This is a genomic window from Anaerotignum lactatifermentans DSM 14214, assembly GCF_900142265.1.
GTDB lineage: Bacteria > Bacillota > Clostridia > Lachnospirales > Anaerotignaceae > Anaerotignum > Anaerotignum lactatifermentans.
Genome location: NZ_FRAH01000011.1, coordinates 53,443 through 65,798, shown reverse-complemented (window position 1 = coordinate 65,798; position 12,356 = coordinate 53,443). Strand labels below are relative to the sequence as shown.

At 47.7% G+C, this 12,356-nt stretch carries 8 protein-coding genes and 1 rRNA gene; all 9 read right to left on the bottom strand.

Features of this window, described 5'->3' with window-relative positions:
- Positions 1–71 (bottom strand): 16S ribosomal RNA (locus BUB35_RS04745); the annotation flags it as partial.
- A gap of 439 nt (positions 72–510) precedes the next feature.
- Positions 511–1,251 carry an NAD-dependent protein deacylase gene (locus BUB35_RS04740; protein WP_072849679.1) on the bottom strand — a complete coding sequence of 247 codons (741 nt, stop codon included), beginning with the start codon at positions 1,249–1,251 and terminating at the stop codon, positions 511–513.
- Between the two features lie 220 nt (positions 1,252–1,471).
- Positions 1,472–2,797, bottom strand: coding sequence for a hemolysin family protein (locus BUB35_RS04735; RefSeq protein WP_072849677.1), 1,326 nt, complete (start codon positions 2,795–2,797; stop codon positions 1,472–1,474).
- Between the two features lie 332 nt (positions 2,798–3,129).
- A complete protein-coding gene (locus BUB35_RS04730; RefSeq protein WP_072849675.1) occupies positions 3,130–4,311 on the bottom strand; it encodes a pyridoxal phosphate-dependent aminotransferase in 1,182 nt (393 codons plus the stop codon).
- A 22-nt stretch (positions 4,312–4,333) separates the two neighbouring features.
- Entirely contained in the window at positions 4,334–5,326 is a 993-nt protein-coding gene (locus BUB35_RS04725) for an AIR synthase family protein (protein ID WP_072849673.1), read from the bottom strand.
- Positions 5,327–5,499: 173 nt separating this feature from the next.
- Positions 5,500–6,984, bottom strand: coding sequence for a VanW family protein (locus tag BUB35_RS04720; RefSeq protein ID WP_159432862.1), 1,485 nt, complete (start codon positions 6,982–6,984; stop codon positions 5,500–5,502).
- Positions 6,985–7,187: 203 nt separating this feature from the next.
- Complete coding sequence (locus BUB35_RS04715) at positions 7,188–9,944, bottom strand: vWA domain-containing protein (RefSeq protein ID WP_072849669.1); 2,757 nt, start codon at positions 9,942–9,944, stop codon at positions 7,188–7,190.
- Complete coding sequence (locus BUB35_RS04710) at positions 9,934–11,730, bottom strand: vWA domain-containing protein (RefSeq protein WP_072849667.1); 1,797 nt, start codon at positions 11,728–11,730, stop codon at positions 9,934–9,936. The genes BUB35_RS04715 and BUB35_RS04710 overlap by 11 nt, the downstream gene beginning before the upstream one ends.
- 21 nt (positions 11,731–11,751) lie before the next feature.
- The gene (locus tag BUB35_RS04705; protein ID WP_072849665.1) at positions 11,752–12,339 is read right to left on the bottom strand and encodes a hypothetical protein; all 588 of its coding nucleotides are present in this window, start codon (positions 12,337–12,339) and stop codon (positions 11,752–11,754) included.
- Positions 12,340–12,356: the final 17 nt, after the last annotated feature.

Sequence of the window (12,356 nt, the reverse complement as noted above, 5' to 3'; positions counted from 1 at the left end):
CTTCGTTCGACTTGCATGTGTTAAGCACGCCGCCAGCGTTCATCCTGAGCCAGGATCAAACTCTTATGTTAAAATTTACAAACGGCATCGTCGGTTGGAAATTTTATAAGTGAGTTTTCGTAGAAAAGTCACGCATAAAACCCAGCGACCTGCACGCTTTGAGTTGACCTAGCCAGTTAATCTGGCTATCCTCCGGTTTTTTCGAAACCGGCAAACTCTTGTCATTTTATATTAGCTGCGGTTGTTTTTTCGCTTTGCGAAAACCGCTCGCTTTTCACCATTTTGCATTCTCTAACGCTTTGCAGCGTTAGGTCAAATGCTTCATAACCGGTTCAAAGCTCACTAACCGAATTGACTATGGGTTGTAAGTTTCATTCACTATTCTATTTTCAAAGTTCACAGCGCATTTCACAGCGCAGGATTTATTCTAGCAAAGGTTATCCATATTGTCAATACCTTTTTTCATTTTTTTCAGACTTTTTTTCTTTTTTTCCAAAAACCCTGATTTTATCAGCTTTCTTCCAGCACCACTTTCCGGAATACTTCGCCGATATTTTCCGCAATGACCAGATCCGCTTTCTTGTCCATGCTGGTGGCAGACTTATTGATGAGTACCAGATACTTGCCCCGGAAGTAATGGAGAAGCCCTGCCGCAGGATATACATTCAGGCTGGTACCGCCTACGATAAGCATCTGGGCATGGGAAATATCATGAACTGCTTCTTCAATGGTATGTTCATCCAAACCTTCTTCATAAAGCACCACATCAGGACGGACGATGCCGCCGCATTTATCACAACGAGTAATGCCTTCGTCTTTTGTCACATAATCCAAATCGAATTCCTTACCGCATTTCAGGCAGTAATTCCGATACAGTGTACCATGGAGCTCCAGCACCCGTTTGCTGCCGCCTTTCTGATGCAGGTCGTCGATATTCTGTGTAATGACAGATTTCAGTTTGCCCATTTCCTCCAGTTTTGCCAATGCCTTATGGCAGTCATTTGGTTTTGCATCGGGATAGAGCAGATTCTTTTTATAATATTGAAAGAAAATATCGGGATGTGCCTCAAAAAAAGAATGGCTCAATATGATTTCCGGGCGATAGCCATATTCACTGATGGCTGTAAAAATCCCTTTTTCCCCACGGAAGTCTGGGATGCCACTTTCCGTAGACACGCCAGCGCCGCCAAAAAATACAATATTGTCACACTCTGCAATCCAATCTTTCAGTTTCTGCAGTTTTTCATCCATGAAAAGTCCCCCTTTCGGTTCTTTGTCTATGCTCCCATTATACGCTTTTTTCCTCTGCGCTTCAATGAAAACGAAAAAAGGCAGAGCATTAGTGGCATCTTCATAAAAAACAAAGCAAGCTGGAATCCTTATATATAGAGGATTCCAGCTTGCTTATTTTTATAAGATTTTATTTGATATGTTTTCTAAAGAGAAATTTGCTTTTCTCTTCGCTTGTTTCTTATTCCGTTTCTGTATTTTCTTCTTTTTTCGGTTTCACAAGGACTGTGGTGCCCAAAATGCGATGGTTATCCACATTATGCACCTGAATCTGCATTTCTTCCGTATCCACCAGGAAGGATGTGCCGTCATCAGGCACATGACCCAGCACGCCGCAGATATAACCACCAAAGGTTTCATATTCTTCCACTGGCAGTGTCACATCCAAAGCCTCTGCCACTTCTTCCAGATCCGCGCTGCCGGCAACCTTCCATTCCATATCGCCAGTACGGACAATTTCCGCTTCTTCCACTTCTTCTTCCTCTTCGTAGAAGTCGCCCACCAGAAGCTGCATAATATCCCGCAGGGTGATAATACCGCTCAAACCGCCGTATTCATCCAGCAGAATGGCAAAGTATTTTCTTTCCCGCTTCATATTGGTCAGCAGTACGTCTGCTTTCACTGTTTCCGGCACAAAATAAGGTTTGTCTACGGCATTTGTCATGACGCTTTCCCGGCTTCTGTCTGCCAGACGGAAAAAGTCTTTGGTATCCAGTACACCAATGATGTCGTCATCGTCCTCTCCACTGATGGGGTAATAGGTAAAGCGGCTGTTCTGAATGGTTTCTTCCCAGACTGTCATATCGTCGTCCAGATCCAGCATCACCACATCCACACGATGGGTGCACACTTCTTCCACAGATGTATCATCAAACGCAAATACGTTCTGAATCATTTCCACTTCTTCTTCATCAAAAGTACCTTTTTCGTTGCCTGCTTCCAGCATCATGCGAATTTCTTCCTCGGAAACTTCTTCGCCGTTGTCGTTAGGGTCAATGCCCACCAAGCGCAAAATGCCGTTTGTGGAAACAGTCAGCAGCCATACCAAAGGGGCAGAAATTTTATAAACCGCCGCCAGCAGACCAGAAAGCCCCAATGCCAAAGATTCGGACTTTTTCATGGCCACACGTTTTGGCACCAGTTCCCCGAATACCAGGTTAAAGTAAGCCAAAACAACAGTAATCACCAGCAGACACACAGATTTCAGTACATTTTCCGGAATCCCAATGCCTGTAGCTGCCAGAGCCGCCGCCAGAGGGTCTGCAAAGCTTTCTGCCGCAAATGCACTGGAGAGCATCCCCGCCAGTGTGATGGCTACCTGAATGGTAGCAAGGAATCTTGCAGGCTGTTCCGTCAGGTTTACCAGACGTCCTGCCCGTTTATCTCCATCCTGTGCCATTTTCTTCAACTTCGTTTCATTTGTGGAAATGACCGCGATTTCCGCACTTGCAAATATGGCGTTCAACGCAATCAACACTACTTGTAATACTAAAGGTTCCCAACTCATAGTTCTCATTCCTCCGTTTTGATTCTTCCAAAAATTATCATGTTCTATACATTCTTACAAACACAAAAAGGCATACTCTACCCCTTCCGATTCCGGGCAGACTACACCTTACTCTCTTTTTCTGACATCAAAACGCTTTGGAATTGTTAAGTTGGCGTCCGTATCGCTGTCCGCGTCCATGCTTTTTGTCACACTCCTTTCAAATTAGAACATATCATCTCATATTTCCTTTTGCCTGTCAATTAATGAACCGTTAAGAAATCAGGCGCAAAAAAACAGGAAAGCCTGCCTTCTCCCGTAGGAAAATACACTACTTTCCTGTCTGTTTTATCTTATGCCTTCAGCCAGCCGTTTTTCTGCAAAAATTCACGGATTTTTTCCATAGCTGTCTGAAGCTGTTCCATGCTGTAAGCATAAGAAATGCGCACATGTCCTTCGCCGCTTTCGCCAAAAGCATCGCCGGGTACCACTGCCACACTTGCTTCATGGAGCAGTCGTTCGCAGAATTCCTGAGAAGTCAAGCCAGTCACGGCAATAGAAGGGAACACATAAAATGCCCCTCTGGGTTCAAAGCATGTCAATCCCATATTATTGAGGGCTTTCACCAGATACTGCCGTCTTTCGTCATAAGCCTCACGCATTGCCCCTACATCGCTGTCGCAAAGATCATCATCCCGCAGGGCTTCAATGGCGCCATACTGGCTCATGGTTGGGGTACACATGATGATGTAAGCATGTACCTTATTGATGACTTTCATCAGTTCCTTGGGACCTGCCGCATAACCCAGACGCCAGCCTGTCATGGAGAAAGACTTTGCAAAGCCGTTGAGCACCACTGTCCTTTCCTTCATGCCTTCCACAGAAGCAATGGAAACATGGTTTTTGCCGTCGTAAGTCAGTTCCGCGTAAATTTCATCGGAAATCACCAGCAAGTCATGTTTGATGCAGACGGGAGCAATCCGTTCCAGATCTTCCCGTTCCATGATGGCACCGGTGGGGTTATTGGGATAAGGCAGAATCAGCGCCTTTGTTTTGGGTGTAATAGCCGCTTCCAGTTCTTCCGGCATGAGTTTGAAGTCGTTTTCCGCTTTGGTGGTCACCACCACAGGCACCCCATGCTGTAACTGGATAGCTGGTTTATATGCCACATAGGAAGGTTCCACCACCAGCACTTCATCCCCCGGTTCCAGAATGGTACGCAGTGTCACGTCAATGGCTTCGGATGCGCCGATGGTGCAAAGAATCTGGTCTGTGTCATAATCCAGATCAAAGCGGCGTTTCAGATAATGGGCAATTTCCTCCCGCAGTTTGGGCATGCCCCAGTTGGAGGAATATCTTGTTTTGCCTTCTGCCAGAGAATCCATGGCAGCTTTCCGTACACGTTCCGGCGTTTTGAAATCCGGTTCCCCAACGCCAAGGGAAATGACGTTGTCCATGGTAGCTACAATATCAAAAAATTTCCGAATGCCGGAAGGCGGCAGAACCGCCACATGTTTTGCTGTAAAATCTCTCATTTCTACACCTTCTCTTTCGTAATTATAATTTCACCTGATACAGAGCGTCGCTTTTAGGCTGTTCCAGCACGCGTTCTTTGCCCTGTTCCAAAATGGTCTTTCCGCTTTCTGTAATGCGCCCAATGACAGCCGCTTCAATGCCTGCTTCTTCCAGTTTTTTCACCAACTCCACTCCGTCAAAGGCGGAAATAATCATGGTACCGCTGGAAATCAGGAGCAACGGTTCAATGCCTGCTTCTTTGCAGACAGCCTTTGTCACTTCTTTGATGGGAATATTGTCCGCCAAGACCTGCACGCCTTTTCCAGAACATTCCGCCAGTTCCCAGACTGCCCCCAAAATGCCGCCTTCTGTAGCGTCATGCATGGCTGTTGCGCCATGTTCCATAGCAATGCGGCTTTCGGTACCTACGGACAAATAGCCTTTCATGTCCTTGGCTTCTTCCAGCAGTTCTTTATCAATGCGCTGTGCCAGCACATCTTCATGTTCGTGGGCAATGATGGCTGTCCCTTCCAGACCAGCCCATTTTGTCATAATGACATCCTGTCCCACTTCTGCGCCGCCAGTGCAAACCATTTTCCGGTTTCTGGTCTTGCCAATAACTGTAGCGGAAATGACGGGTTTTGTGACAGCATCTGTCACTTCTGTATGACCGCCCAGCACTTCAATGCCCAGTTCCGCCGCTGCTTTCAGTGTGCCGTGCATGAGTTCTTCCAGCATCGCCTCATCGCTTTGAGGCGGCAGAAGCACCGTCATCAAAATCCCCACAGGCTCTGCCCCTGCGGAAAATACATCGTTACAGTTGATATGTACCGCCAGATAGCCGGTATCCTTTGTTGCGCCAGTGATAGGGTCTGTGGAGAACACACACAATTCCTCTTTGGGGTCCATGGCAGAACAGTCTTCCCCTGTTTTGGGACGCACCACAATATCATCCCGATGGACTTTGCTGTGTGTCACCGGGTCTAAAACAATCCGCTCCAGTATTTGCGGCGGAATCTTACCAATTTCAAACATACTATCAAATCTCCTTTTTCGGTCAGAAGCACCTTTGTGCAAAAAAGAAACCGTACCTCATTGCTCTGTTTCTTTTCCCTGTGTACTATTTTACCACAGTCTGCACTACAGGAACAGAAATTTTTCTGAAACACAAAAAAGGTGTCTGCAATGTCTGCAAACACCTTTCTTTCTTATTGAATACCAAAGCCCGGCTGTTCTGTAGATGCCGTATCTGCTGTGGTTTCTTCTTTCTTTTCCTCTGCTTTCTTAGTACCTACGGTCACCTGATCCGCTGTGGCACGATAAGAAGAAGAACTGAACCATTCCCGGCTTACCTGTTTGCCGTTTTCGTAAACGATCTTATAAACGCTTACTTTTGCGCCAGTTTTGCCGGTGGAAGTTACTTTCCGTTCGCCTTCGGGCATATCAGGGTCTTCTGTCACCACTTCTGCCGGTTTTGGTATGGTTTCCTCGTAAACAGTTTCATATTCCACACGATGACTGCTGCTGTGGACTTCATGACCATAAATATTCATGACCAGATTGCCGCCGCTGGCATAAGCTTCAATCAATACAGGATATTCTGTATTATTCTTGAACTTCAGGTCTTTATAATTGCCTGCAACCGCCGCATCTCTGCCCAAAGGCACATAGCCTACGGTCATGGAATGGGGATGGCGTTCCACAATCTCCAGTTCCGCATCAATGACTGCGTTATACAGTGTTGTGGTTACCTGACATACACCGCCGGCAACGTCTTTTTCCACTTTGCCGTTGTTGTATACAGCAGCGTCTTTGTAACCGCCTTCATAGGTCTGAGGACCCAGTTCCACATTGGCAGAGAATGTTTCTCCCGGTGCCAATACAGTGCCATTAATGTAGTTACATCCCACTTCCAGATTGGTATTTCTATTTTTGTCACTCATGGTATACGTAGTCTTGAAAGAACCGATAAGGTCTGTAACATGGCTGTTTGCCTCTGCTGTGATCTTGGGTTCTTCCACTTCCGCCTCAATTTTGGCAGTGCCGCTCATACGGGTATCCAAAACAGCTGCCGCATTGGCTTCTGTTTTTTCCTGATCCATGATACGACCGGTTTCTTCCGGTGTCACCACAAATTTCCCGTTTTTCCGGCTGACGGTACTATCTACGGCATGGCGATCAAATTCTTCAGCGATCTCTGTCAGTTTCGCTTTCATTTTTTCTGTGTCATAAGAATATTCCAAAGGAATGTCAATGCCTTCTTTCAGCAGCTGCGCCCCAACCTGAAAACGTTCTTTGTCCGTGCCTTCTCTGCCGGTATTGTACGCCTGTTCCACAGCTTCTTCCAGATGGTAGCCAGCGCCAAGGTCTGTGAAAGGCACTTCCCATTTTGTTTCCTCATCAAACTGGAATGTGAGCACCTGTCCATTGACTTCTGTCACATACTTTTCTTCCAGTGTTGCCAGTGCTTCTTCCTTCGTCATGCCTTCCAGAGAAATGCCGTCTACGGTGACACCCTGATAAATGCCTTCCGCAGAAAGGAGTTTCAGCACCTGATGTCTGTGATAGAAATAATATCCCAGCACACCTGCCAGAACCACCAGAACAACCACCAATGCCCCGATCATGATTTTCTTTTTATGCGCCTCATGGCGGGCTTCCCGCCTGTGGCTTCTTACACCCTTTTGTTGCAAATAAACCCCCAACTTTCTATAACAGTTGTTTTCGCTTTTCCGCAATGGCAGAAAAACGGCTTCGCCCATACAAGTGTATTGGATTCAGACATACATTATACCAAAAACCAATACTTCTTCTATCATAGCGAAGCCGTATGAAAAAAACAATATCAATTATAATAAATTTCCTTACATTTTTATTACATAATTGGTTCACAAACCTACTTTCCGCGGCGTTTTTTGGCGTCCAGAAGCCGTTGTGTTGTATTTTTATGCTCTTCTGGCGTATCCGCCGGTTTTTCCGCAGGCGTTGTTTTCTTCTCTTTCTCTTTGGATACCTGTTTTTTTTCCGCCTGTTTTGCAGTGGATTTCACAGGTTTTTCTGCTTTTTTCACCTGTTTTCTGTCTTTCCGTACTGCAAGGGCTCCTTCTGCCCTCTGCAATACTGTGGGGAATCTCCGCAGGAAAATATCCAGCAGGAGCAGGAATACACCCAGTATCAGCAAAGGATTCTGCATGGACTGATGTTTCACAGACTGTGCCGCATCTGCCGCAAAAACTTCGCTGCCGCTAGTTAACACTCTGCCGCCAGTGCTTTCGGCAATCTGCTGAAGGAGCTGGTTGCCGTTTTCTCTGGTTGTCATGTCGTACTCTTTGGGATAGGACAGATAAAAACCTGTATTGGAATTGGTGGTGGTCCCATCTTTTTCTGCCACCTGCACCGCCGCCAGATAAGCCCCTTCTTTTGCCGAAGAAAAGACACCTTCATAAATCCCCGGAGCCGTTGACTGCATCTGTACTGTTTCTGTTTCGTTGTCAGAAGAAACCACCGTCACCTGTACTTGTGATACATCCTCGGAAAAAGGCATGGTCAGCCGCAAAACGCTGTCCTCTTCCCCGGCTTCTGCCGTCAGGGTCATATCCGTCATGGCGTTGTTTTTCATCATCCAGGAAACCGCATTGCGAAGGATTTTCACACCACTGTCTGATGCAAGCCATTTCTCCGTCCATTGTCCATGTACATCCGATGTCCACGCCACCGTTCTGCCCAGACCATACTGCCATGTTGCCAGAATGGGTTCTTCCTTGTCACTGATGAGGACTTTGTCGGCTCTGGCTTTTGCCGTGGTGCTGATATAGCCATCCAGTTCCGTCACAGCGTCAATGCCCGACAAAATGGCGGAAGCGTCCTGCTGTTCAGGGTAAAAAGTCCGGTTATTGATGAATTCTTTCCCTGCCAAAATGGTTTCCTTTGCGAAAATTTCCGGCAAGTCCGTAAATTCATCCGTAAAATAATACCGCCCATTGCCGTTTTCCGCCAAACGCTGCAATAACTGCGTATCTGCGCTGCCCCCTACGGCTACTGTCGAAAGAGTAATGTTCCGCTGACGCATTTCTGTCAGAACACTGTCATAGCCGGACTGTTCCGCCTGACCGTCTGTCAAAAGGAGGATATGCTTCTGTTTGGTATTTTCTTCCTTCATGGCATCCACTGCCATTTTCAGGGCAGGCAATATGCTGGTACCGCCGTCCGCCTGAATACTGCCGATGGCATTCGTCAGAGCGTCTTTGTTTTCTGTGACATTGCAAGGTTCCATCACCCATTCGGGAAAAGAGTCAAAAGCCACCACGCCTACCCTGTCACCCTGCTGGAAATGATCCAGACTGCGGATAGCTGCTTCTTTTGCCATGTCAATACGAGAAACACCATAATTACCGTCCATCATACTGCCGGAACGGTCAATGACCATAATCATAGTCAAATCAGAATTCTGCCCTTCTGTTTTCAAATCCATATCCACAGGGAGCATTTCCTCCAGCGGGGTATTCTGATAACCGCCCAGCGCAAAAGCATTTTCACCGCCGCTGACCAGCAGACCGCCGCCGGTGGTGCGGACATAAGTTTCCAGTGCAGTCAAAAATCCATCCGGCAGATTTTCCGCCGATACATCGGCAAGGATGACGCCGTCATAGGTTCCCAGCTGCTCCATGGCAGTGGGTGCGCTGGCTGCTGTCACTTTCTGGACAGCCACCTGACCAGACAGCATGCTTTCCCATTCCCTGCCGCTGTCCTCCTGCTCCACAATGAGGATTCTGGGAATATCTTCTATATAAGTATAGGCATAAACCCGGTTGTTTTCTGCCATAGTGTCCTGTGCCGGAACAATTTCCGCCCGATAGGTCACACCGCCGCCAGTGGTGGTGATATCGGAAAATACCATGCGGGTTTCCCCTTTATGGATTTCCGCAGATTCATCGGCAATGAGGGTATTACCTTTGTAAAGCCGCACCTGTGCCGTAGTATCAATATTTGCATCAATCTGCAATGCCAATTCATAGCGGCTGTTGATGTTGATGACTTCCGCCAATTCAAGCTTCGTCAGCTGCACTTCCGGCTGTTCTTCGGACACCAGAGGATATACATCCACGGTAATGCCCTGCGCCGCCAATGCCCGTGCCTGCTGCAAAGCATTTCCTTCCGTTTCGTTGCCGTCAGACAGGAGGACAATACGTTTTGCGGTGCCATCCGGCAAAAGGGAAGCAGACAGACGCAGGGCATTTTCCAGAGAACTGCCGCCTTTATCCACCAAAGACAAGAAGCCTGCGGTCACATCGGTATCTTTGTCCGGTGTCAGTTCCACCCCTGCCCGTTTCCCGAAGGAAACCAGACCCAACTGGTCTCGATTTTCCTTAGCCTGCTGGGCTTCCTGCAAAAACGCCTGTACCGCCCCTTCCGTTTTTTCCACGCTGGCGGAACGGTCAACAGCAAACACCGTTGTGGTGGTATTTGCCGTCATAAGCAATGTAGGATTTGCCATGGCAAGAATCAGCACAAAGCAAAGTACTGCCCGCATGATGGTATGGACTTTTTTCCGAAATGGCGATGCAAACTGTCCGCCTTTGGCAAAAAACAGTATGGCTGCCATTACAGGAATCAATAAAATCAGCCAGTAAGGCTGTTGCCAATCAATGTTCACGGCAATTCACCCGCCATTCTACAAGTAATACCACAAGCAGCAGCAACAGTACCCACTTGAGGACGCTTCTGCTGCCTTGAATTTCTTTCGTTGTGGATTGTGTCTCTTCCGCCTGTTCTCCCCGCAGGGACAAATCTGATTCTCCTTCGGTTTTCGCATTGACACCAAAGGGCGTTTCTGTCATATTCTGTGCGCTGTCTGTTTCCCGAAGGGTATAAAGCCCCGGTTCTGCCGTTTCCGTTAATGTCTGAGAAGGAAATGGCGGCGCAATGGAAATTTCCTTGCCTGCGGCTGTCATGACTGTTGCCGTTTCTGTAGTAGGCAGCAGAGAAAGGCTCACCTGTTCTCCCGCTGTCACTTGAGAAACCCCGGAACCATTGGCAGGGAAATACCATTCCATCAATCGATACAGCAGGATAGGGAATTCCGTCTGCAAAGGAAAATCACTGTCATGGAGGTCAAAGCCCAGAACTGCCACTTTTCTGCCATTTGTTTCTCCGTAAAGCCCCAAGGTCTGCCCCTCTGCCTGCAAAAAAGCTGTGCCCCAGGAAGCAGAAAGAGGCTTTCCTTTCGCCAATGCAAAAGAAATATCACCGCAGTTTTCCAAGCCACTGTCCGCCAGTCCGCGGACATCCGCCGCAAATTCCTGTTCCGCTCCCGTTTCCACGATACCGTTTCCGCTGGGTGGATTGATGAGGAGCCAATGACCATCCGTAGGCATGGTTTCCGGTAATACCCCGTCAAACACATACAGGCTGTAGCCCGATAAATTTTCCTGCAAGGTATCTGTCTGGTAGAGTTCCACCTGATCGGACAGGGAAAGGGCTTTTTCCAGAAAGAGATTGCTTTCAGAAACCAGCAGCACTTTCTGCTGCTTAGCCGCTGCCAATCCCGCAAAACGGCTGTTATCTGCCGCCAAGGCATCTTCTGGAGAAATCCGCACTTCCAGTGTCTTTGTTTCCTCGGGAACGCCACGGAATACCACATCCGTATCTGTTCCAGCTGCTGCTGTGACAGTTTTGGTGTCAAAAGCCGCACCGTCTGCGTAAAGGGTAACGGTTTTCTCCTGGTCGCTTTTGCCATAGTGATGAAGCCTTGCCATCACATACAATCCGTCTTCCTGTGCCGTATGGGAAAGGAGTGTTACCGCTGTATTCTCTCCATCTCCGGCATAGACCTGTTCTGTTGCGGATAATGTGCCCAAATTGCCATATCCGTCTGTATACACCACGATTTCGCCGCCCAGCGCTTCCTGTTCCGCTGAAAGCAGGCTTTTCGCTTCTTCCCAGTTGACGCCACCCGCTGTAGGGGACGCATTTTCCACCATACGCAGAACCACATCCTTTTCTCCGCCGCTGACAGCCAATGTAGGCGTGTCTGTGAGCATCACCAGAGAAAAACGAGAGCCGGGCGCTGTATTTTCCAAAAGTTCTGTCAAATCTGCCTTTGCGGCATCAAAACGGCTTTTTTCCATATCCGTCGCCTGCATGCTCAAAGAGCAGTCCAAACCAATGATATAATCCCGCACCTGTATTTTTCCCATAAGATAAGGACCGGATAAGGCAAGAGCAAGGAGAAGTGCTGCCGCAATCTGCAAAAACATCAGCAGATTTTTCCGCAGCTTCTGCCATGGCTCCTGTGCCTTTGTCTGGGTCAATACCTTTTCCCAAAGATACAGACTAGGCACCTGTTTTTCTTTATATTTTTGTTTCAGTAAATACATCAACAGGATAATTGGCACCGCAAGAAGTGCCAACAATCCCAAAAGGGGCTGTGCAAAGTGCATCGTCCCCCTCCTCTCTGTTATTTAAGCGGCGCAATCCTGTAAGTATGCTGCCACATCCTCCGGTACCTGATACACTGCCACAAAGTTTTCCTTTGGAATGAGAATATCCAGATATTTCGTCATGCCGTCCAGAATCTCCAGTGTCACATAACCTTCTTTATAAACAGTCATTTGGGCAATCTTATAATCCGTATTGGATACCGTTTCTCCCAGTTTGATGGTGGCATTCTGCCGCAGAGCAAAAGTGCCGCTTTCTGTCACATCTGCTGGCAGTGCATCCACCTTTGTCCAGTCAGAAACTTGGATGGCTTCCAGAAAAGCGTCCATATCCTCTACGGTAGTACCGTCATTTTTCACCACACGGACAGGCTTGCCGTCGCTGTTTTCTTCCAGAAAGATCTTTTCTGCCCAGTTGATTTTTGCCATTTCTGCTTCGATTTCCGCCTGGGCTTTGTCCCATGCTTCTCCAGCCTGTTCCACGGCACTGCCCAGCTGCTGGGATGCATCCTGCAAGCCATCTTTCAGCTGTTGTTCATCCGCAGCGGAAAGATTGCCGCAGCCTGCCAGCATACAGAAAGATAAAACACCTGCTATTTTCCAGATTTTCATATAAAATCCCTTCTTTC

Coding starts and splice junctions, on each gene's coding strand:
- BUB35_RS04740 (WP_072849679.1), bottom strand. CDS start 1,251: ATGGATGAAAAACTGCAGAAACTGAAAGATTGGATTGCAGAGTGTGAC.
- BUB35_RS04735 (WP_072849677.1), bottom strand. CDS start 2,797: ATGAGTTGGGAACCTTTAGTATTACAAGTAGTGTTGATTGCGTTGAAC.
- BUB35_RS04730 (WP_072849675.1), bottom strand. CDS start 4,311: ATGAGAGATTTTACAGCAAAACATGTGGCGGTTCTGCCGCCTTCCGGC.
- BUB35_RS04725 (WP_072849673.1), bottom strand. CDS start 5,326: ATGTTTGAAATTGGTAAGATTCCGCCGCAAATACTGGAGCGGATTGTT.
- BUB35_RS04710 (WP_072849667.1), bottom strand. CDS start 11,730: ATGCACTTTGCACAGCCCCTTTTGGGATTGTTGGCACTTCTTGCGGTG.
- BUB35_RS04705 (WP_072849665.1), bottom strand. CDS start 12,339: ATGAAAATCTGGAAAATAGCAGGTGTTTTATCTTTCTGTATGCTGGCA.